Origin of the sequence: Solwaraspora sp. WMMD792, from assembly GCF_029626105.1 — a bacterium.
In the GTDB taxonomy this organism is placed as follows: domain Bacteria; phylum Actinomycetota; class Actinomycetes; order Mycobacteriales; family Micromonosporaceae; genus Micromonospora_E.
In genome coordinates, this window is the sequence record NZ_JARUBH010000009.1 from 6,826,350 (window position 1) to 6,847,781 (window position 21,432).

The following is a 21,432-nucleotide window of genomic DNA, read 5'->3' on the forward strand; positions in this document are numbered from 1 at the left end:
ACCGGCCTCCACAATCGACGTCAGCTCACCACGCCGGCCCCGACCCGCGCCTAATCTGAACGGCATTGTTTCAAGATCCAGACTTTGGTGCAGGCTTGTCGAGGTGGTGCACCATCATGGTCATGGGTGATGAAGCGCCATCCGGGAGCCGTGCCGTCGACCTTACCGGCGATGCCTATCTGACCTTCACGGCCCCGTTCTACCGAACTGACGACCCGCTCGTGCCACGCTCCGCATGTGTGCTGCCTGCCGGAGAGGATCTCGACGGCACCCGGACCTTCGTCCGAAGCGAGGTCTCGTTCGCTTCGTTGTTCAACGGCTCTCTTACGTACGGCGAGAAGCCGACCGTCGGGTTGTTGACGACCTTCGCTGGCGGGAACGCCTGGCGTGACGCGGTAACTCGTCGGCTGGAACATGAACTGGCCAGGTACTCGGATAGTCTCAAGATCGCTAGTGTGGATGCCATTGGAGCTCTCTGCCCCGACGGCTACGGGGCAGTGGCCGTGACGCTCCGTATCGCCGGAGGATGGGCCGTCGAATGCCGGAAAGACCTTCTCGCCGCCTTTGGGCCCGATGGGCGCGACCAGCTGGGGCACGCACTACGGTCGACACTGCTACCGCCGATCGAACGGATGTTGCGCCGGTGCGGCGCGACCGACACGGGTGGCACGTTGCCGTACTTCAATCTCACGTTCTGTGGGGAAACCGATCATCCGGAGCCTGGTCGGTCGACGTTGGACGACCAGCTGCGAGCACTGCTCTACCCCGATTCGCCTCTCCCGCTCACTTCCCGCTCGCCCTGGCGCAACCAGTTTCTCTACGCCGGCTACGCCTTCAACCTGCTGGCGACTACTGACCCGGGCCCGAGTCTGAGTAAGTTCTCGTTACTGCTCCTCATCCTCGATGTGGCCTACGCACGCCTGGCACGCACCGCCGCGGCCGCTGATGAGTCTCTGCGGCACGGCGCCCTCGCCTCTGACGTAGGGTGGCTCGAGAACCTTGAATACCGGCTTCGATCCGACTACCACTACCTGGTGACGCCGACCTTCAGTTTTGATCACCACACCCTCATGCTGCGGGACGCCATCCTGCAGGCATGGGGCACCGACCGGCTCCAGTCGCGGGCCGACAGCTTGCTGTCGGCCGTCCGCCAGGTCATCGAGAGCAGGTTGGCCGAGGAGCAGGCGCATCGGGTCGGAAGGGTGAAGACCGTCGTCACGGCGCTGACGATCCTGTCGGCGATTGCTACAGTAGAGGCCATGTTCAGCCTCTTCGAGCACATATTCTCGTGATAGAATTCGATGCTGTTGTCTGGGCGGCCGACGGTGCGGTGACCGATGACCTCGACTACGGCGACCGGCTTGTGGAGCGGTTGGCGGCGACTGGTCGCAGAGTGGTGCGACGCGATCTGACTGGCGTTGACGCCTCGATACCACTGGCTCGACTGCACGTCCTGTCGGGCGGCGCCACATCGGTGAGTGACCAGTCTGGCTGGATGCCGCGAGGTCTGGCGCGCACTCGCAGACTGGTCGACGCCGCGCGTCAAGGGGGTCCTGTTGTCCTAGGTGTCTGCCTTGGTGCTCAGATGATTGTCGAGTCCATGTGCCCCGGCGGGATTCGGGGAGCCAAGCGGATCGAGGTAGGGCTGGCCGAGATCGAGTGGTCACTTGAGGAGAACGGAAGCCTGGTCGCTCCCGCGTTCCACTACGAGGAGATCGATTCATCAACTATCACCGATAGCGGCGGAGAGGTCGTCGCCACGAACGCTCACTCGCCGGTACAGGGATTCCGGTTCGGCGGGCGTGTCTGGGGACTCCAGTTCCATCCGGAACTCGATCCCACGGACGTTCGACGGCTCGTGCACTACCATAAACGGACTATCACCACCTACGGCGGCGACATCGCCCTCGCACTTCGCTCCGTAGACCAGCTCGAATCACGATGGTCTGGAGACTCATTCGAACAGCTGTTGAATTCTATCGGTGCGTCGAACGCCTAGTGTCTCGTGATCCTGTCGTCTTGACATGATGTCGGTTCGGCTGCCTGTGCTTCGTGAAGCTTACGGCGGATGAATGGATGAGCGGCGCCGCCAGCGACGGCCATGTAGGTCTGACTGACGGGGCCTGCCCTGGCCGGTCTGCCGGACGGGGCGACCGGCCAGGGCACGGGGTGCGGTGCGCCGACGGGTCAGTTGGTCACCCGGAAGGTCGCGTCGGCGCGGCCCTGGACGTCGGCCGCTACACTTGCTGCAGTTGGAGCAGATGAAGCAGTTAGAGATGGGGTGTCATGACAGATCTGCTGACGCGTGATGCAGAGGCTCTCCACCGTGCCTTGGCTGAGCCCGGTAGCGAGGTGCACGTGGCACTGTCGCGGGAGACGGCCGAATTGGTGTCGCGCTTGGTCGACGCCAGGGCGCACGGCGAGGAGATCATCGTCTCGCCGGCGAACGCCGAAGTCACCCCGACCGAGGCTGCGGTCCTGCTGGCCATGTCGCGACCCCAAGTGCGCAAGTTGATGGATCGCGGTCTGCTGGAGTCTCGCAAGGTGGGCACCCACCACCGCATCCGCATCTCCTCAATCAGGGCGTTTCTTGACACAGAGCGTGAGCGACGGCGTGAGGCGATAGCCGAACTGGCTGCCATCCAGAACGAACTCGGTCTCACTGGATGAGCGGCGCGGCTGGCGAGGCCGATCTGATCCGGGTCGTCCTCGCCGATGCGAACGTGCTCTACTCCCGGGTCCTGCGTGACTATCTCCTCTACGCGGCTGACCAGGAGATCATCGCGATTTCCTGGAGTGGGCAGATCCTTGGCGAGGTGACTGAGCACCTGATGGAAAACGTGGCGGGCTTCGACCGTACGGCTGCTGCGCGGCTGGTGGCTGCGATGAACCGTGCCTTTCCCTTCGCCGAGGTAGAGCCTGACGAGGAGCACTGGAATACGCTGCGTGAGGTGCCGCTCCCGGACGAAGACGACCGCCACGTTCTGGCCGCCTCTCTCGCCGCTGAGGCAACTGTCCTCTGTACCTCGAACACCAAGGATTTTCCGGCGAGCCTTGTCGAACATCTCGGCTTTGCGGTGCTCACTCCGGATCAGCTGCTCAGCCGGCTCGTGGTCGAGTACGGTCCGCAGATGCTCGCCGTCCACCGAACGGCCGTCGACTCGCTGAAGGGCGCGACTGACGAGTCGACCGTCACGGCATTGCGGAGAGCCGGTGCCTCGACGACCGCTGACCTGATCTCGCGACTGCTCGCAGCTGGATAGAGCGCCGCGTCGGTCTGACTGACGCGGGCTGCCCTGGCCGGTCTGCCGGACGGGGCGACCGGCCAGGGCACGGGGTGCGGTGCGCCGACGGGTCAGTTGGTCACCCGGAAGGTCGCGTCGGCGCGGCCCTGGGCGTCGGTGATCGGATCGAGCCGGAGTTGGTAGCCGTAGTGCCGGATGTAGCGGTCGGGGAAGTTGTACGACTGGAACGACGTCCACGACGAGTCGGCCAGTCCGGCCACCCGCCGGAAGCTGGCGTCGGCGGCGAAGACGGCGCTGCCGTCGTTGGCGGCCAGGACGAAGTCGTACCCGTAGTGGCGCAGGTAGTAGCCGGGGTAGTTGACCGACTCGAACGACACGTGGCCGGACCGGTCGGCCAGGCCGGGGACGAGCCGGAACTGGGCGTCCTGGGCGGGACTGACGTTGGGGTCGATCCGGACGTCGAAGTCGGCGTGCCGAACGTACCGGTCCGGGAAGTTGTAGGACTGGATGCGGTTGACCGGCACGGTCGAGCCCCAGCGGCCGAGGACGCGGGACTGCTCGGCGGCGGTCAGGTTGAGGATCGACCCGTGCCGTTTGCGGTTGCCGCCCATACTGAAGTCGGTTCGGGTCCGGAAGTTCTGGGTGCTGCCCAGGTTGGTCGAGGTGATCGGCAGGTAGCCCCGGCCGGTGGCGTACTGGTCGAGCCACAACACCCATTCGTTACGGCCGTTGAACTGCACCCACATCGGACCTTCGACGACGTTGCCGCCGCCGGTGCCGTTGGAGATGCCCAGGTGCGAGAGGTTCCCGAGCGTCGTCCACGAGCCGAGGATCGAGTTGCTGGCCTCGATGGTGATGTGGCCGTCGGCCGACGCCCGGTAGTAGCGGTAGCCGCCGACACTGCCCGGCACTTCGATGATCTGGGTGTCGATGATGCCCTGGCCGGTACCCCGGTCGATGTAGAGCTGCGGGGCGCTGACGGTACGGAAATCGCTGGTGCGTACGTACCAGATGCGGTGTTTTGTCACGCCGTTGCGGGCGGAGTTGGTCGCCCAGTAGATGACGTAGTCCCCAGTGGCCGGGTTGTAAATGGCCTCTGGTGCCCAGGCGTTGCCGGCTCCGGGGATCCCGCCGGCCACGTTGAGCAGTCGTGGCGCCGACCAGTTGACCAGGTCGGTCGACTCCCACACCACGATCGAGGTGCTGCCCCGGTTGGCCGCGTCGTTCCAGGACGTACCGCTGGCGATCCGCAGGTCCGTCGCGATGATCCAGTAGCGGTCGCCGGCGGGGGATCGGACCAGGACCGGATCCCGTACGCCTCGGGTGCCGACGGTGGAGACCAGGACCGGGCTGCCGTTGTTGAGGTCAGTCCAGCGCAGCCCGTCGGTGCTGTGGGCGAGGTAGATCTGTTCGCCGGTGGCGGATTCGCCGGTGAAGTGGGCCATCAGGTAGCCGGTGAACGGGTCGAGCGCGGCGGCGGGTTTCGGCGCGGCGACCGACCAGGAGGCGAACAGCAGGCAGGCGGCGCCGATCCGGGTGAGGACGTGTGACATCGGGTCTCCCGCTGGGGTGGGGGTCAGGCGGGTCGGTCGCGCGACGGGGGTACGGATCGTCAGGGGTGTCGTGTTAGCGCTAACACGACACCGGTCGACGGGTTGCGCTGCAGTTACCGGATGAGATCGATAGTGTTAACTGCCCCAGTGGCGGCTGTCAACGCCTGGGCAGTACCCGGCCGGTCGACCGGTGGTGAGCTAGCCCGTCCGATGTGGCCGGATCGGCTGCGACCTCGCGGTGCGAGCCGTCTCGCCGCATCCAAGGAGCGCTGCGCTTGTCTCGCATCTGCGCCAGGCGGAATCATGATCCGGAAATCCTGGCGAAATTTCGGGTTCCTGTGCTGGCCGCGCATGCTGATCTGACGGGATAGGGTCATGAGCTGTACGCCGGCCACGTCAGTGCGCGCGTCGGAGGTTGCTGGTGTACAGCTCAGGACCCCATCTCCAGGCGCTTGCACGTATTTGCCTCAGGCGATTGTTGTAGGTAGACGGGAAGAAGCGCCGGCCCGTCATCAACGACTTCCGGGTTTCGCTCCAGGCCTACGACAGGCACGACAGTGACTTCGGCATTCCGGTATACACGCCTCGGGCCAGTCAGGGCGGCGGTCGCAGCAACTATGCGCTTGATCAAAACGGCTACGACCTCGACGGGTTCGTGATCGGACTCGACGTCAGGTAAACGCGGCTGGGACGTCAAGTAGACGCGACTGGTGGGCGTGGCCATCGGGTGACGACGGCCACGTCCCACAGCGCGTTCCAGGTACAGATGCCCTGGCCGATTCACCAACGTCAGTCCGGCTCGGCGCCGCGAGCCGTCCCGGCCAGGATGATTGCCTTCGACTGCGGGTAAGGAGAAAGTGATCATAGGAGCGGCGGGTGACTGGTGGCTGTGCGGGGAGACTGGGGCCGCTTGCACCCCGGTCTCCCGCCGGTCAGCGGGCGAGTAGCTCGTCGATCTGGTTGATCGCCGAGGTGGAGCCCTCCACCATGCCCATGTCCAGCACCTGTTGCAGGGCCTCGGCGGACTCGTACCTGCCCACGTAGGTCGCCCGGGTGCCGCCGTTGTGCTCAGCGAATGTGTACGTGTTCCGAGAGGTCGGCATCTCCGACAGCGGCTTGAAGTCCATGTCCGCGAAGCCGTCGTCGAAGGAAAAACTCGTCGGCTCGTCCACGGCGGTGATCAGCCAGTATCCGGCATGCTTGTCGCCCTCTGGGCCGGTCATGAAGTAGGTCACGCGACCGCCGGGCGTGAATTCGTGGTCGACCACGGTCGCCGGGTACGTCGGCGGTCCCCACACCTTCTCCAGTTGGCGAGGGTCGGCGTAGACCTGCCAGACCCGCTCCACCGGCGCGGCGAAGTCCGCGGTGATGGTCAGGGTCCGGTTGTCAAGGTCCTGCTGGACGTCGGTCACGGGCATTGTTCGGTCCTTTCGTCGGGGTCGTCTGCGACCCATCGGGGTCGGCTGCGAGCAGCGCGTCGATGCGTGCGATGCGGCCACGCCAGATGTGTTCGAGCTCGGCGAGCATGGACGCCACCGAGCGCACCGCCTGCACATCTCCGCTGGCCAGCTGCTCGCGACCACTGCGTCGCTTGGTCAGTAAACCGGCCTTCTCCAGCACGGCGACGTGTTTCTGTACGGCGGCGAAGCTCATGTCGTACTTGGCGGCGAGCGCGGAGACGGAGTGCTCCCCGGCCAGCACCCGGCGCAGGATGTCGCGCCGGGTGCGGTCGGCGAGCGCGTGGAACATGGCGTCCGCCCGGTCCGCGCTCTCCTCGATCACCCCGCCAATATACAACCGACCGGTTGTACGTTGTCAAGCTCATCGGGTGTCTCGGTCACTGGCCTAGGCTGACCGGATGGACCACGCCGACCCGGCCCCGCGTACGCCGTTCTGGCTGGCCGGAGAGCCGGCGCACGGTGACGCGCCGCTGGCCGTGCACCACCCGTACGACGGTCGGCTCGTCGGACAGACCAGCTACGCCACGCCCGAACAGGTCGAGCGGGCGGTCGCCGCCGCGCACGGGGTCGCGCCGCAGGCCGCCGCACTGCCCGCGTACCGCCGGGCGGGCGCACTGGACCACATCAGTGCCCGACTCGCGCAGCGGGCCGACGAAATCGCCCGGCTGATCACCGCCGAGAACGGCAAACCGATCAAATGGGCCCGCGCCGAAGTGGCGCGCGCCGTCTCCACATTCCGCTGGGCGGCCGAGGAGGCCCGGCGGTTCTCCGGCGACCTGCAGCGCCTCGACACCGACCCGGCCGCCGCCGGCCGGATGGCGGTGGTCCGCCGGGTGCCGCGCGGGCCGGTGCTGGGCATCTCGCCGTTCAATTTTCCGCTGAACCTGGTGGCGCACAAGGTCGCCCCGGCGATCGCGGTCGGCGCCCCGATCATCGTCAAGCCGGCCCCGGCGACCCCGCTGACCGCGCTGCTGCTCGGCGAACTGATCGCCGAGGTCACCGAGCCGGCCGGTCCGACCGCCGCGTCGGACGCCGCGCCGGGCAGTGGATCAGGCACCGGGCTGCCCGCCGGCATGGTCTCCGTCCTGCCGGTGCCGAACGACCGGGCCGGCGACCTGGTCGCCGACCCACGCCTGCCGGTGGTGTCGTTCACCGGCTCGGGGCCGGTCGGCACGCTGATCCGCCGCTCAGTGCCGGACAAGCACGTCACCCTGGAGCTGGGCGGCAACGCCGCCGCGGTCATCTGCGAGGACTGGACCGGCGACGAGGAGCTGACCCGAGCGGCACAACGAATCGCCACCTTCGCCAACTACCAGGCCGGGCAGAGCTGCATCGCCGTACAACGGGTGTACGTGCACGAATGGCTCTACGACGGCTTCCTGCCCCGGCTCGTCGCCGCCGTTCAGGCGCTACGGGCCGGTGACCCGGCCGACGACGCCACCGATGTCGGGCCGCTGATCAGCGAGGACGCCGCGATACGCGTCGAGTCCTGGGTGGACGAGGCGGTGACCGCCGGGGCGACGATCGAGGTCGGCGGCCGACGCGACGGCGCGACGTACCCGCCGACGGTGCTGACCGGGGTGCCGGCCGGCGCGAAGGTGCTCACCGAGGAGGTCTTCGGCCCGGTGCTCGTCGTGGACCGGGTGGAGAACGACGAGGCCGGGTTCGCTGCGGTCAACGACTCGGCGTACGGGCTGCAGGCCGGCGTGTTCACCCACAACCTGCAGACCGCGTTCACCGCGCACCGCACGCTCGCCGTCGGCGGGGTGATCGTCGGTGACGTGCCGTCGTACCGGGCCGACCAGATGCCGTACGGCGGGGTCAAGGGCAGCGGCGTCGGCCGGGAAGGGGTCCGCAGCGCGATGGACGACTACACCGAGCCCCGGGTGATGGTCCTCACCGGACTCGACCTCTGACCGCCGCCGCCTCCACCGGCCGCCGTCGCCCCGCCGGTCAGGCGGCGGCGCGCTGTGCGCACCGGGGCGTAGCCGGAGCGCGGTAGCCTGTCGCGCGGTGGCGTCCGAAGCGCGGGTGCCGGCGACGCGGAAGGCGAGGCGGAGATGTCGGTACGGCGTGGCGCGGCTCGACTGGCGACGGTGCTCGCGCTGACCGTCGGCACAGCGGTGCTCGCCGCAGGCCCCGCGTACGGCCAGGACGAGCGGGTGCGGATCGGCCTGCCTAGCAATTTCACGGTCGGCGAGAAGGCCGGTGGGGTGACCGTCAAGGTGACCAAACGCACCGACGGTTGCGTGGCGGTGCGTACCGCGCTGGCGATCCGGCTGCCCGGCGTCACTCCCGACCAGGTCGGCGTGCAGGCCCGGATCGACGACGACTGGGTGACCGTGCCGCTGTGGGACAACGGCGACGGGCTGCTGCTGACCGAGCACACCGCGCCGGAAAAGGACGAACTGTGCAAGGGCAAGAGCCGCTCGGTCCGCTACCGGATGGCGTTCCGGGCCGGTGCGCCCGCCGGAGTCGCGCACATCGTCGGTGAGGCGTACACCGCCGGTGGGGTGCTGCTCGGCCGGGAAGCCGGGGCCAAACGGGTCGGCGGCCGGCTCGCCGGCACCTACCAGCCGGGTCCGCCGACCCCGTCGCCGAGCGCGGAACCGACCCCGGAACCCACCGTCGACAGCGCGACCGCCGAGCCGAGCGACGCGCCGGCCGTACTGCCGGACCAGGACCTGCTGGCTGCGGCCGGTTCGGCCGGTGGGCCGGCCGGTGACGACGGTTCCGGCATCGGCACCGGGGTGATGGCCGCCGGGGTCGGCATGGTCGCTGTCGGCATCGCCCTGCTGGTACTGCTGGTCCGCAGGTTGCGTCCGACCCGGTCGGCCCCCGGCGGTACGGGTGGTCCTGGTGGGGATGTCGGGGGCGGCGGGGCGACCATGCTGTTGCCCCGGATCCGGCGCTGACCAGCGGCTCGGCGTTCCCGGCAGCGGCGTACCCGGCCGGAGGATGAACATCGTGCTGCCGGAGGATGGACCGTCAGCCTTGGCCGAAGGCATTGCCCACCGCTCCGTTACCCTCACTCGTGTTGGCATCGGCACGGCTGAGGAGCGAGACCTTGTCTGACTTGTCCAAAATCGTCAAGGCCTACGACGTCCGTGGCACCACTCCCGACCAGTTGAACGAGACCGTGGCCCGGGCCATCGGCACCGCGTTCGTGCAGATCCTGGCCGAGCGCGGCGACAAAGCCGACCGGATCGTCATCGCCCACGACATGCGTGAGTCGTCGCCGCCGCTGGCCGACGCGTTCGCCGCCGGGGCCACCGCCGCCGGGGCCGAGGTGCTGCACGCCGGGCTGGCCTCCACCGACCTGCTCTACTACGCCTCCGGCGCGCTGGAGCTGCCCGGCGCGATGTTCACCGCCAGCCACAATCCAGCCCAGTACAACGGCATCAAGATGTGCCGGGCCGGGGCGGCGCCGATCGGCCAGGACTCCGGGCTGACCGACATCCGGGACCGGGCCCAGGCGCTGCTCGACGGCGGCGAGGTGCCGTCCGGCGGGGACCGGGTCGAACGGCGCGAACTGCTCGCCGACTACGCCGCGCATCTGCGTACCCTGGTCGACCTGTCCGCGATCCGGCCGCTGAAGGTGGTCGTCGACGCCGGCAACGGGATGGGCGGCTACACCGTGCCGGCGGTCCTCGGCGACACCGTGCTGCCGGCGCTGCCGCTGGACATCGTGCCGATGTACTTCGAGCTGGACGGCTCGTTCCCGAACCACGAGGCGAACCCGCTCAACCCGGAGAACATCGTCGACCTGCAGAAGGCGGTCCGGGACCACAACGCCGACCTGGGGCTGGCATTCGACGGCGATGCCGACCGCTGCTTCGTCGTCGACGAGCGTGGCGAGCCGGTCTCCCCGTCGGCGATCACCGCCCTGGTCGCCACCCGGGAGCTGGCCAAACACCCCGGCGAGACGGTCATCCACAACCTGATCACCTCCAGCGCGGTGCCGGAGATCGTCCGGGAGAACGGCGGTGAGCCGGTGCGTTCCCGGGTCGGCCACTCGTTCATCAAGGCCGAGATGGCCCGGACCAACGCGGTCTTCGGCGGTGAGCACTCGGCGCACTACTACTTCCGGGACTTCTGGTTCGCCGACACCGGGATGCTGGCCGCGATGCACATGCTGGCCGCGCTGGGCGAGCAGGACAAGCCGCTGTCCGAGCTGGCCCACGAGTTCGAGCGGTACGTCGCCTCCGGTGAGATCAACTCGACGGTCACCGACCAGCAGGCCAAGCTCGCCGAGATCAAGACGGCGTACGCCAACGCCGACACCGACGAGCTGGACGGGCTGACCGTCCGCTTCGACGACGGTGCCTGGATCAACATCCGTGCCTCGAACACCGAGCCGTTGCTGCGGCTCAACGTGGAGGCACCGACCGTCGAGCGGATGGCCGAGCTGCGCGACGGGGTGCTCGCGCTGGTTCGCGGCTAGGATCTTCACCGGAAGGCGCACCCCGGGACGGGGTCCGCCGGCGAGACACGTGGAAGGAGCCATCCGATGGCCCTGGATTCGCAGCTGCTGGAGATCCTCGCCTGCCCGGACACGCACCACACGCCGTTGACCTACGACGCTGCCGCGTCGACCCTCACCTGTCCGGAGTGCTCGCGGGTCTTCGAGGTGCGCGACGGGATCCCGGTGCTGCTGCTGGACGAGGCCCGCCAGCCCGGCGAGGCCGGCTGATGGCGGTTCCGATCGACGGCACGTCCGGGGTGGTGGGTCGGCGGGTCGCCGACGAGGCGCTGCTCGACGACGTGGACGGGCTCAACTCGACCGATCCCGGCGGCATGCTGCGGTTCACCGCGTCGGCCGGTGCCCAGGTGCGCGAGTCGGCGGCGTTGGCCGCCGAGGCCAACCTCGGTGTGCTCGGCGACGAGGGGCGACCCCGGGCGGTGGTCATCGCCGGTATCGGTACCGCCGGGCGGACCGGTGACGTGCTGGCCACTGTGGCCGGACCACGCTGTCCCGTACCGGTGATCCCGCACCGCAGCGCCGGCGTGCCCGGCTGGGTCGGCGCGGCCGACGTGGTCATCGCGGTCAGCGCTTCGGGACGCAGCCCGGAAGCGCTGGGTGCGGCTCAGGCCGCCGCCCGGCGCGGTGCCCGGCTGGTCGCCGTCGGGCCGCCCGACTCGCAGCTGCAGTCGGTCGCCGAAGGAGTACGCGCCCCGTTCGTCCCGGTGCCGCGACGCGCTCCGGCCCGGGCCAGCCTCTGGGCGTTGACCGTGCCGGTGCTGCTGGCCGCGCGGGCGTTGGGCCTGGTCAAGGTCAACGAGGCGGATCTGGCGGAGACGGCGGCCCGGCTGGACGCCGACGCCGAGCGGTGCCGCCCGGCCGCCGAGTCGTTCGTCAATCCGGCGAAGGCGCTCGCTCTCGGGCTGGCCGGGTCGGTGCCGATCGTCTGGGGCTCGTCGCCGGTGGCGTCGGTCGCCGCCCGCCGGTTCGGCGACACGCTGTCGACGAACGCCCGCTATCCGGTGGTCACCGGGGCGCTCGGCGAGGCCGGCCGGGGTCGGGTAGGGCTGCTCGACGGGGTCTTCGGCGGCCTGGGGGAGTCGACCCGGGACATTTTCGCCGACCCGGACGACGATGACGACCAGTCCGAGTCGCCGACCCGGTTGCGTCTGGTGCTGCTGCGTGACGGTGGGTTGAACCCGGAGGACGACGCCGACGAACCCTTCGTGGTCGAGGAGCGTCGGGCCGAGGCGGTGCAGACCCTGGCGGACCGGCGCGGTGTGCGGTGCGACGTGATCACCGCGGAGGGCGGTTCGGCACTGGAACGGCTCGCCTCGTTGATCTCGGTCCCCGACTTCGCCTCCGTCTACCTGGCGCTGGCGCACCATCTGGACCCGATGGCGGTGCCGGCGGTGAGCGAGATGAAGGAACTCTCCACCACCTGAGGCGGGCGCCGTGGAACTGTTGACCGGCCGGATCCGGGACTACGCGTGGGGGTCGCGGACCGTCATCGCGCAGCTGCAGGGGCGCCCGGCTCCGGCACCCGGGCCGGAGGCGGAGCTCTGGCTGGGTGCCCACCCCGGCGCGCCGTCCCAGGTGCGGCGGGGCGGGGCGTTGGCCGGGCTGCCGGAGCTGATCGACCAGGATCCGGTGGGCTGGCTGGGTGAGCCGACCGCGACCCGGTTCGACGGGCGGCTGCCGTACCTGATGAAGGTGCTGGCCGCCGAGACGCCGCTGTCGTTGCAGGCGCATCCGGACGCGGCGCAGGCCCGCGCCGGGTACGCCGCGCAGTCGAAGCTGCCGTCCACCTCGGCGGGGCGCAACTACGTCGACCCGCACCACAAGCCGGAGCTGCTGGTGGCGCTCAGCGAGTTCGACGCGCTCTGCGGCTTCCGGGCACCGCAGTTCTCTGCCGAGGTGCTGGCGGCGTTGGGCGTCGACGAGCTGGAGCCGGTGGTCAAGGCGTTGCGGGTCGGACCGGGCGGGTTGTCGGAGGCGTTGGAGCGGTTGCTGCGGTGGCCGGGGCCGCAACGGCCGGCTCTGGTCGCGGCGGCGGTTGCGGGCGCCGACCGGCTGCCGACGCGGTACGCCGCCGACGCGGCGCTGCTGCGCCGGTTGGCCGGGCACTATCCGGCCGACCCCGGGGTGCTGGTTGCATTGCTGCTCAACCAGGTCACCCTGGCTCCGGGGGAGGCGATCTGGATGCCGGCCGGCAACCTGCACGCGTACCTGCGGGGTGCCGGCGTGGAGATCATGGCGGCCAGTGACAACGTGCTGCGCGGTGGGTTGACCCCCAAGCATGTCGATGTCGCGGAGTTGCTGCGGGTGTTGCGCTTCGAGGTGCTCGACGACCCGGTGGTACGCGTCCAGCCGGTCGCTTCCGGGGTGGTCACCTGGCCGGTGCCGGTCGCCGAGTTCGCGCTGCACCGGGTTGTGCTCGACGCTGACGTGCGGCGGGTGTCGGTGCCGGTCGAAGGCCCCCGGGTGGTGCTCTGCGTCGCCGGTGAGGTCACCGTCGACGACGATGTGGCGGCGGTGTCGGTCCGGGCCGGGCAGGCGGCGGTGGGACCGGCCGGCGGGACCCCGTTGGCGCTCTCCGGCACTGGCACGGCGTTCGTCGCCTCGGTCGATCCGTCGATCGACTAGCCGGCTGCTGGCGGACAAGCACGCGGGGCGGCCGGGTGAGCGTCCGCTCCGCTCACCGACAGCCGCCCCGCGCATCCCCCCGGTTTGGTTCCCCCGCGCGTCAGCGTGACGATCATCGTGACGCGACGTAGCCATAGATTTGCAGTGAGTAGTCAGACTGTCAAGCTAATCCGGAAATTACCGACTCGTGGCGTGCCGGCGGGGGTCAACCCTGGGAGCGGCTGCCCGGCCGTACCCAGGTCCAGATGCAGTACGCCAGCCAACCGAGGGCCAGCGCGGTGGCCAACGGGCGCAACCCGACCGCGTTCAGCAGGATCACCAGGGCAAGGACGACCAACCACGGGAGGAATGCCTTCACGGCACCGATGCTGCCACACCTGGCCAGCCGTAAGCCGGTTCACGACAGTGGGGATCCGGGCGGCCGCTCTCGGTCGGATCGTGCGCCTGCGGTGCGCAGCGTGCTGGCGACCGGTGGACGGCGCACCCCGGTCCAGTCCGGCTGCTCCGCCGTCGGGCCCAGCCACGGTGGCCGCGGCCAGCTGCCGCGTGGCCAGTCCGGTCCGTCCCGCTGCGCCGGCGCAACCGACTCGGGCGCAGCGGCCCGGACCGGCGCCGCCGGACGCAGGGCGCTTGTGCGCGCCGGACTCACCGCAGCGAGTTCCGGCCAGAGCGCGGCGGTCACCGCCCTGGTCCGGGCCAGTCGCTGCGCCGACCGGCGACGGCGTTCGGCGAGAACCGCCGCCAGGTAGGCCCAGTCCGGGACACCGGCCGGCGGCGGGGGAGTGACCACCGCCGTGACCTGTTCGGTCACCAACCGGACCAGGTCGGAGCGGGCCGGTTCGGCGAACCCGTGCCCCCGGGCGAGCAGATGCCGTACGTCCAGCGCGAGGTCGTCGTCGAGGCGGCTCAAATCGAGGGTACGGGCCCAACCAGCGAGCACCGGCGGCATGTCCGGCACCCACCCCCAGGCCGCCGGGGCCCGATCGTGCACCACGACCGTGCCGGCGGCCAGGTCCCCGAGGCGTTTGCCGTCCCGGTTGGTCACCATCGTCACCAGGCTGGCCAGCCAGGTGAGCGGCGGCAGCAGCAGACCGGGCCACTCGGCGGCCACGCCGACCAGGGCGCGGGCCAGCGAGTGCCGGAAACGTGGCGGGCTGCCGTCGTCGCGTACCACCCGGATGCCGACCGCCAGCTTGCCGACGGTACGGCCGGCGTTCAACGTCTCGCACAGCACCGGGTAACCGACCAGCACCAGGACCGCGCCGACCGTGAGCAGGGCCTGCCCGAGCGCCTCGTCGACCTCGATGGACGCGCGCATCGACGCGAGCAGCAGCCCGGCCAGGACCGCCAGCACCACCGCGATCAGCGCCTGCACGACGAGGTCGACGAGCAGGGCCAGTAGCCGCGAGCCGAGCCGGGCCAGCCGTACCTCCACCTCGACAGCTTCGCCGCTGACCAGCCTGCCGCCCCCGGTTGTCTGCATGGCCACCCTGCCAGTGAACACTATGGGACGGGAGGTGACCGTGGACCTCGACGCGTACGTGGCGGAGCACGAGCCCCAGTGGCGACGACTGGAACAGCTCGTGCGTGCGCGGCGACTAACCGTCGCCGAGGTGGACGAGCTGGTCGCGCTCTACCAGCGGACCGCCACCCATCTGTCGGCGGTCCGCAGCCGCTCGCCGGACCCGGCGCTGGTCGCCCGGCTGTCCCGGCTGGTGCTGGCGGCCCGCGCTCGGCTCACCCGGGGTCGGGGATTCTCCTGGGCCCGGGTCGGCCGGTTCTTCAGCGTCGGGTTCCCCCGGGCGGTGTTCCAGGCGGCGCCCTGGTGGGCGGCGGTGGCCGTCGCCTTCTGTACGCTCACCGGCTTTCTGATGTGGTGGGTGGCCGGCAATCCGGACAGCGCCCGGCTGCTGATCGGTGACCAGGCCGCCGCTGAGCTCGCCGAGTCGAGCTTCGCCGGCTACTACACCCGGTACGCGGCACCGAACTTCGCCGCCCAGTTGTGGGCGCACAACGCCTGGCTCGCCGCGCAGTGCCTGGCCGCCGGCGTACTGGTGGTCCCGGTGCTCTACCTACTCTGGGTGAATGCGCTGAACCTCGGGGTCACCGGTGGGGTGATGATCTCGTACGACCGGGCTGACGTCTTCTTCGGACTGGTCACGCCGCACGGTCTGCTGGAGTTGACCGGCGTATTCATCGCTGCCGGCGTGGGGCTGCGGATCGGCGGGGCCTGGATCGCGCCGCCGGCGCACCTGACCCGGGGCCGGGCGGTCGCCGAGGCCGGGCTCTCCGGCGTACTGGTGGCGCTCGGGCTGGTGTTGCTGTTCGCGGTGGCCGGGCTGATCGAGGCCTTCGTCACCCCGGCACCGCTGCCGACCTGGCTGCGGGTCGCGATCGGGTTCGCCGCCTGGCTCGCTTTCCTCGGCTACGTCCTCATCCTCGGCTCCCGGCGCCCCGCTGATCCGGCCCGGCAGCCCGGTGACCCGGTTCAGAGCCGGCCGAGCAGTTTCAGCTGAAGGTAGAGGTCGGCGAGCCGGCCGGCGAAGCTCGGCGCGGCCGCGTCCAGCACCGGGACACCGTGCCGACGCAGCGCACCACCGACCCGGTCCCGCTCGGCCCTGGTCTGTGCTGCCGATGCGGCCAGGTACGCGTCGGCGACGTCGCGCACCGGCCCGTTGGCGACGGCCGGCACCGCCGGATCCCCGACTGCGGCCACCACCACCTGGTGCCGGGCGACGAGCCGGGGCAGTACCGGCAGCAGTCCGTCGCCGAGCGCCGCCGGCTCCAGCGCGGTGCAGAGCACCACCAGGGACCGGCGAGTCTCCCGGCGGAGCACCTCACCGACCATCAGTTCGTGGTCCGTTTCCACCAGCGCCGGTTGCAGCGCCGCCAGTTCGGCGACCAACCGAGGCAGCAGGGTCTGTCGGCTCGCACCCCAGATCCGCGCCCGGACCTTCGTGTCCACCGCCAGCAGGTCGAATCGGTCACCGGCCCGGTGCGCCAGCGTGGCCAGCAGCAGCGCGGCGTCGATCGCCACGTCCAGCCGGGGCTGGTCCGCGACGCGGACCGCCGACGTGCGCCCGGTGTCCAGGACGAACACCACCCGCCGGTCCCGCTCCGGACGCCAGGTCCGGACCAGTACGTCGGAGCGCCGGGCGCTGGCCCGCCAGTCGATCGACCGTACGTCGTCGCCGACCACGTACTCGCGCAGGTTGTCGAACTCGGTGCCCTGCCCCCGTCCCCGGGTCGCCCGCATGCCGTCGATCACCCGCAGCCGGGCCAGCTTCTCCGGTAACAGCTGCCGGGAGTCGAAGCGGGGCAGCACCCGCAGCGTCCACTGCGGGGTGGCCGGCCGGCGGCGTCGCTGCCGGAACGCCAGCCCGAGTGGGCCGGTGGACCGAACGGTCACCTCGACGGCGCGGCGGTCGCCGCGACGAGTCGGAGTGAGTGCGGCGGGCAGTGCGGCGGTGGCTCCCGGTGCCAGCCGTACCCGCCAGATGGGTCCACCGCCGACGGCGCCGGCAGGGCTAGCGGCGGTGCCGGCGCGATCGGCGGAATCGGTGCCGGCGCTCTCGGCGGGGGCGGCGCCGGCCGACGGGGTCCAGGCGTCGCGGACCTCGGCCCGCAGCCGTCGTCGGGAGCCGTTGTGCAGCCGCAACGTCACCGTCGCCGCAGTGCCGAACCAACTGGTCCGGTCGCCGTCGCGGCGCAGCTCCAGCGCGCTCAGCGGAGCGGCCAACGCCAGGTCGATCAGTGCGAGCAGGGCCACCGATCCGGTGACGATCACCAGACCCAGCCATGGCCGCGGCCACCACGGCAGGGTCACCGCGCCGGCCCCGAGCAGCACCGCCGCCCGCCAGGTCAGCACGGCGGCCGTCCGGCCCCGGCCGGCGGCGCCACCGGCCTGGTCACCGTGGCGTCAAGCCTGGTCACGGTGCCGTCAGGCCCGGTCACCGTGGCGTCGGGACGGCGCCGAGCACCGATTCGAGTACGGCGTCCTCGGTTACCCCCTCCAGTTCCGCCTCCGGCCGGAGCCGGATCCGGTGCCGCAGGGTGGCCCGGGTGACCGCCTTCACGTCGTCCGGTGTGACGTAGTCGCGGCCGGCCAGCCACCCCCACGCCTTGGCGGTGTTGAGCAGCGCGGTGGTGCCCCGCGGTGAGGCACCGAGCGCCAGCGCGGGAGCCGTCCGGGTGGCTCGGCACAGGTCCACGATGTAGCCGAACACCTCTTCGCTGACCCGTACCTGCCCGATGGCCCGGCGGGCCGCAGCCAGGTCGGCCGCCCCGGCGACCGGGCGCACCCCGGCGGCGGCCAGGTCCGCCGGATCGAAGCCGGCGTGGTGGGCCCGCAGCACGCCTAGTTCCTCGTTCCGGCTGGGCAGCGGTACGGACAACTTGAGCAGGAACCGGTCGAGCTGCGCCTCCGGCAACGGGTAGGTGCCCTCGTACTCGATCGGATTCTGGGTGGCGGCCACGATGAACGGTGCCGGCAGCGGCCGGCGGACCCCTTCCACCGAGACCTGATGCTCCTCCATCACCTCGAGCAGGGCCGACTGCGTCTTCGGTGGTGTCCGGTTGATCTCGTCGGCGAGCAGCAGGTTGGTGAAGACCGGGCCTTCCCGGAAGGTGAACGCAGCACTTCGTGGATCGAAGATGAGTGACCCGGTGACGTCGCCCGGCATCAGGTCCGGGGTGAACTGCACCCGCTTGGCGTCCAGATCCAGCGCTGCGGCGAACGCGCGTACCAGCAGCGTCTTGGCGACGCCGGGTACGCCTTCCAGCAGCACGTGCCCACGGCAGAGCAGCGCGATGACCAGACCGGTGACCACGGCGTCCTGCCCGACCACGGCCTTGGCGACCTCGCCGCGCAGCCGGCGTAGCGCGTCGCGGGCCGCGTCGTGACCGGCGAGGTCGGTGCCGTGGCCGGCGGTGACGCTGCCGCTGTGCCGTTCGGCGGCGGGGCCGTTGTGCCGGTCGGCGGGTACGGCGTCCGCCGGACCGGTCACGCTGGGTCGGGTCACCAGGGTTCTCCTTCGATCGCAGATGGGGACCGGGGTGCCGGAGCCGTCGGCCCGTCGGACGGTGTCCGGTCCGGCCCGTCGGACGGTTCGATGCGGTTGGCCGGACCGGCGACCTCGGCGGGCAGGGCGGCCAGCCGCCGGGCCAGGTGCAGCAGGTCGCCGTCGGTGGTGGGCGGCGGCCCGTACAGCAACGCGTCGATCTGCTCGGCGGACGCCCCGGTCCGGTCGGCGACCGCCGCCACGACGTCCGCCGGTTGGGCTTGATCCGGCAGATCCAGCATCGGGACGAGCCGGGCCAGTGCGGCGGTACGCAGGATACCCGTGGTGGGGGCCCGTTCCCGGGACCGCCGGTAGAGCTGCCCTCGGCCCAGCATCGTCTCGGCAACCGGAACCGTCACCGGCAGCGCCTCGGACACCGGTGGACCGAACCGGCGGGCCCGCCACAGCACCAGTACCAGGGCGGCGACGGCCAGCTGGGCGAGCAACGCCCAGAACCACGGCGGAAAGGCGTCCAGCAGGGTGTCCTGCGACGGCCGGACCTCGCTGGCCACGGGTCCCTGCGGTTGCCCGATCGGCTGGGCGCTGACCTGCGGGCCGGCGCCGGGGTCCTCCTCGCCGAGGTGGATCGACGGCTGCTGCACCGGCTCCCTGGGCTCCGGTGGGGTGTCCGGGCGGGCGAGGTCGAGCCAGACCACCTGCGCACGGGTGCCGAGCAGCTGGGCGGCGAACCGCGCGTTGCGGTGCTCGTCGAACCGGTCGTTGCGGAACGGGTCGCTCGCCCCGACCACCACCAGCTCGGCCTGCCCCCAGTCGAGCCGGGCCAGGCCGGCATCGAAGCACAGGTCGAACCGGTCCGGGTCGATTCCGGGCGGGGCAGCGTAACGCTGCCGTACAGCCGCCGCCGGTCCGGTGTCGGCCACCTCGGGCAGTGCGCACGGCCGGCCGTCGTGGTCCGGATCGTCGACCCGGGCCGCCCAGCGCCGGGTGCGGCGCTCGACCGGCAGCGGCTCGCCGCGTAGCAGCCGGGCCGGCGGGTCGATCAGCAGCACCCGGGTCCCGGCCGGCATCCGACCGAGTGCCTGCAGGTAGTCCGGATGCACCAGGGTGGGGGCGGGAACGAACAGCGTGGTGGGTCCGGTCAGCGCGGCGCGGATCGCGTCGACGGTCCCGTCGGCGGAGTGGACGGCGATACCGTCGTCGCGCAACGCGGCGGCGAGGTCGCTGCCGCCGTCCGGGCCGTGGTTGGTCGGGGAGAGGAAGCCGGGCCGGGTCGGGTCCGGGTGGGTCAGCTGGTACGCCACGGCGGTGCCGACGAGCAGTACGCCGACCACCGCGAACGGGATCGCGATCCGCAGCCACCGCCACCGCCGCCGTGGCAGCCCTTGGCGGCGGACACCGGGCCGGGTCACCGTCGCCGGCCCGGTCGCTGGCCGGCGGGCCGACGGTCCTGGTCGAGTGCGTGACGCAGCTGGCCGGCGAGTTCGCGCATCCGCCGGTCGTGGCCGGGCAGTGCCGGCTGCTCGCCGTACCACACGTCGCTGAAGATGCCGCCGGCCTCGGTCAGCACGGGGTGGGCGGCCGGCTCGGCCCGCCCGGCCACATCGGCGAGTTCGGTGACGGTCCAGCTGGGGCGGTCGGTGAGCACCCCGTGGTCGGTGATTTCCACGACCATCGCGCGCAGCCGTTCCCGGACCGCCTCGGCGTACCGGCCCTGGTCGGCGTACCGGTCGGCGAGTGCGGCCGGAACGTCGGCCGACCGGGGCGGCGGCACCAGCGAACCACCGGGGCGGCCGGCGGCGGTCGCCGGCCGGCGTCGCCAGCGGCGTGGATCGAGCGCGGCCAGCCAGCGGCGCGGCTGGAGTGCGGTCAGCCAGCGGCGTGGATCGAACGCGGTCAGCCAGCGGGGCAGGCCGGGCGGTGCCGGCCGCCAGCGGCGCAGCCGGCGCAGCCGGTCGGCCAGGCCCGGCCGGCCCAGCCAGCCCCATCGACCGGACCGGCGCCGTGGCCACCAGCGGGGCCAGTGGAACCATCCGAGGGCGGCCAACGCGGCACCGGCCACCAGCAGCACTGTGGCAAGGGGCAGCGGGACGACGTCGCCGACGGCGGCGACGAACTCGGTCCACCAGCGGCTCACGGTCGCGATCACCTGCCGGCCACCGGCAAACCGGCGTCCGGTCTCACCGACGCTGCGGCCCGGGAGGTGGTCGTCGGGGTCGACGCACGCCGCAGGCGGATGTCCAGTCCTTCGGTACGCATCCGCGTCTCCACGTGCAGGACGGCGTCCAGGCAGGCGAGTGCCGGGTAGCCGACCGCGTTGAGAAGTGTCCAGCCGGCGACGGTCGCGACGGCGAGCCACGCCGCGTCCCGGTCGACCAGGTTCACCGCGCCGATCGCCAGGCCGGCGCGGATGACGAACCAGATCAGGTAGCCCAGGACGCGGATCAGCCCGGCGCGCAGCCCGGCGCGGGTGGCGAGCGCGGCGGACCGGGCCAGCGACTGCCAGACCGGCACCCGGTCCAGCACCACGGCCGGGACCGCCAGCCCGAGGACCGCGTACCCGATGAACCAGACCGGTCCGGCGAGCGCGGCGGTGAACATGATGGTGCCGGCCGCCCAGGCGACCAGCACGACCGCGGCGAACCGGCCGCCGCGCGGGTCGAGCAGCCGGGCCCCGGTGATGCGCCGACCGGACAGCGCCGCTCCGGCCGCCCGCGAGGTGAGGCCGCTGAGCAGGGCGATCGCCGTTACTTCGAGGGCCGCCCCGGCGGCGAGCAGCAGCCAGTAGACGCCGAGCCGGTTCCAGCTCGGCAGGTACGCCGGGGCGGTGGCTCCGGCCGCCTCGCGCAGTGGGAGCAGCAGCAGCTGCTCACCGAGAGCGAGTACGGCGCCGACGGTCAACAGGACGGGCGCGTGGCCGCGGAGCAGACCCACGGCTGTGTCCAGCAGTTCGCCCGTGGTGAGCGGGCGCAGCGGCAGCACGTCGGGCGGGCCGGCGTGATCCACGCGGACTCCTGGTGACGAGGTGGTCGATGGTTCGGACGGGAC

The 21,432-nt window shown here is 71.2% G+C and carries 21 protein-coding genes; 11 read left to right on the top strand and 10 right to left on the bottom strand.

Annotated features, from left to right (window positions below):
- The first annotated feature begins 122 nt into the window (after window positions 1-122).
- The 4 genes from O7629_RS31780 to O7629_RS31795 all read left to right on the top strand — a co-directional run bounded on the left by O7629_RS31780 (window position 123) and on the right by O7629_RS31795 (window position 3,263).
- Window positions 123-1,292 (top strand): hypothetical protein, encoded by a 1,170-nt coding sequence (locus O7629_RS31780; protein ID WP_278173950.1) that lies wholly within the window; start codon window positions 123-125, stop codon window positions 1,290-1,292.
- Window positions 1,293-1,396: 104 nt separating this feature from the next.
- The gene (locus O7629_RS31785) at window positions 1,397-1,999 is read left to right on the top strand and encodes a hypothetical protein (RefSeq protein WP_347403744.1); all 603 of its coding nucleotides are present in this window, start codon (window positions 1,397-1,399) and stop codon (window positions 1,997-1,999) included.
- 287 nt (window positions 2,000-2,286) lie between these two features.
- A complete protein-coding gene (locus O7629_RS31790; protein ID WP_278173951.1) occupies window positions 2,287-2,670 on the top strand; it encodes a helix-turn-helix domain-containing protein in 384 nt (127 codons plus the stop codon).
- Entirely contained in the window at window positions 2,667-3,263 is a 597-nt protein-coding gene (locus tag O7629_RS31795; protein ID WP_278173953.1) for a PIN domain-containing protein, read from the top strand. Before O7629_RS31790 ends, O7629_RS31795 begins: the two co-directional genes overlap by 4 nt.
- Before the next feature lie 92 nt (window positions 3,264-3,355).
- On the opposite strand, the gene O7629_RS31800 is transcribed toward O7629_RS31795, so the two are convergent.
- From O7629_RS31800 to O7629_RS31810, 3 genes are all read right to left on the bottom strand, one after another.
- Window positions 3,356-4,798 carry a glycoside hydrolase family 43 protein gene (locus O7629_RS31800; protein WP_278173954.1) on the bottom strand — a complete coding sequence of 481 codons (1,443 nt, stop codon included), beginning with the start codon at window positions 4,796-4,798 and terminating at the stop codon, window positions 3,356-3,358.
- 932 nt (window positions 4,799-5,730) lie between these two features.
- The gene (locus tag O7629_RS31805; protein WP_278173955.1) at window positions 5,731-6,216 is read right to left on the bottom strand and encodes an SRPBCC domain-containing protein; all 486 of its coding nucleotides are present in this window, start codon (window positions 6,214-6,216) and stop codon (window positions 5,731-5,733) included.
- Window positions 6,185-6,580, bottom strand: a complete 396-nt coding sequence (locus O7629_RS31810) for a metalloregulator ArsR/SmtB family transcription factor (RefSeq protein WP_278173956.1) — start codon at window positions 6,578-6,580, stop codon at window positions 6,185-6,187. Before O7629_RS31810 ends, O7629_RS31805 begins: the two co-directional genes overlap by 32 nt.
- A 76-nt stretch (window positions 6,581-6,656) precedes the next feature.
- On the opposite strand from O7629_RS31810, the gene O7629_RS31815 reads away from it, so the two are divergent.
- The 6 genes from O7629_RS31815 to manA all read left to right on the top strand — a co-directional run bounded on the left by O7629_RS31815 (window position 6,657) and on the right by manA (window position 13,366).
- Window positions 6,657-8,174 (top strand): aldehyde dehydrogenase family protein, encoded by a 1,518-nt coding sequence (locus O7629_RS31815; protein WP_278173958.1) that lies wholly within the window; start codon window positions 6,657-6,659, stop codon window positions 8,172-8,174.
- A 144-nt stretch (window positions 8,175-8,318) separates the two neighbouring features.
- Complete coding sequence (locus O7629_RS31820; protein ID WP_278173959.1) at window positions 8,319-9,173, top strand: hypothetical protein; 855 nt, start codon at window positions 8,319-8,321, stop codon at window positions 9,171-9,173.
- Between the two features lie 152 nt (window positions 9,174-9,325).
- Window positions 9,326-10,702, top strand: a complete 1,377-nt coding sequence (locus O7629_RS31825) for a phosphomannomutase/phosphoglucomutase (protein WP_278173960.1) — start codon at window positions 9,326-9,328, stop codon at window positions 10,700-10,702.
- A 66-nt stretch (window positions 10,703-10,768) separates the two neighbouring features.
- Window positions 10,769-10,951, top strand: coding sequence for a Trm112 family protein (locus O7629_RS31830; RefSeq protein WP_278173961.1), 183 nt, complete (start codon window positions 10,769-10,771; stop codon window positions 10,949-10,951).
- Complete coding sequence (locus O7629_RS31835; RefSeq protein ID WP_278173962.1) at window positions 10,951-12,165, top strand: SIS domain-containing protein; 1,215 nt, start codon at window positions 10,951-10,953, stop codon at window positions 12,163-12,165. The genes O7629_RS31830 and O7629_RS31835 overlap by 1 nt, the downstream gene beginning before the upstream one ends.
- Before the next feature lie 10 nt (window positions 12,166-12,175).
- On the top strand, window positions 12,176-13,366 hold the full coding sequence (gene manA / locus O7629_RS31840; protein ID WP_278173963.1) for a mannose-6-phosphate isomerase, class I: 1,191 nt from the start codon (window positions 12,176-12,178) through the stop codon (window positions 13,364-13,366).
- A gap of 205 nt (window positions 13,367-13,571) precedes the next feature.
- Here the strand turns inward: manA and O7629_RS31845 are convergent, their stop codons facing one another.
- A complete protein-coding gene (locus O7629_RS31845) occupies window positions 13,572-13,724 on the bottom strand; it encodes a hypothetical protein (RefSeq protein WP_278173964.1) in 153 nt (50 codons plus the stop codon).
- A 39-nt stretch (window positions 13,725-13,763) separates the two neighbouring features.
- A complete protein-coding gene (locus O7629_RS31850) occupies window positions 13,764-14,849 on the bottom strand; it encodes an RDD family protein (RefSeq protein WP_278174782.1) in 1,086 nt (361 codons plus the stop codon).
- A 22-nt stretch (window positions 14,850-14,871) separates the two neighbouring features.
- On the opposite strand from O7629_RS31850, the gene O7629_RS31855 reads away from it, so the two are divergent.
- Entirely contained in the window at window positions 14,872-15,882 is a 1,011-nt protein-coding gene (locus O7629_RS31855) for a stage II sporulation protein M (protein WP_278174783.1), read from the top strand.
- Here O7629_RS31855 and O7629_RS31860 read toward each other — a convergent pair.
- The 5 genes from O7629_RS31860 to O7629_RS31880 form a co-directional block, all read right to left on the bottom strand.
- Window positions 15,855-17,234, bottom strand: a complete 1,380-nt coding sequence (locus O7629_RS31860) for a DUF58 domain-containing protein (protein ID WP_347403708.1) — start codon at window positions 17,232-17,234, stop codon at window positions 15,855-15,857. The genes O7629_RS31855 and O7629_RS31860 overlap by 28 nt on opposite strands.
- Before the next feature lie 82 nt (window positions 17,235-17,316).
- Window positions 17,317-18,237: a MoxR family ATPase gene (locus tag O7629_RS31865; RefSeq protein ID WP_278174786.1), complete on the bottom strand. Its 921-nt coding sequence runs from the start codon at window positions 18,235-18,237 to the stop codon at window positions 17,317-17,319.
- 146 nt (window positions 18,238-18,383) lie between these two features.
- Entirely contained in the window at window positions 18,384-19,796 is a 1,413-nt protein-coding gene (locus tag O7629_RS31870) for a DUF4350 domain-containing protein (RefSeq protein WP_278173966.1), read from the bottom strand.
- Complete coding sequence (locus O7629_RS31875; protein ID WP_278173967.1) at window positions 19,793-20,533, bottom strand: DUF4129 domain-containing protein; 741 nt, start codon at window positions 20,531-20,533, stop codon at window positions 19,793-19,795. The genes O7629_RS31870 and O7629_RS31875 overlap by 4 nt, the downstream gene beginning before the upstream one ends.
- Complete coding sequence (locus O7629_RS31880; RefSeq protein WP_278173969.1) at window positions 20,530-21,390, bottom strand: hypothetical protein; 861 nt, start codon at window positions 21,388-21,390, stop codon at window positions 20,530-20,532. The genes O7629_RS31875 and O7629_RS31880 overlap by 4 nt, the downstream gene beginning before the upstream one ends.
- Window positions 21,391-21,432: the final 42 nt, after the last annotated feature.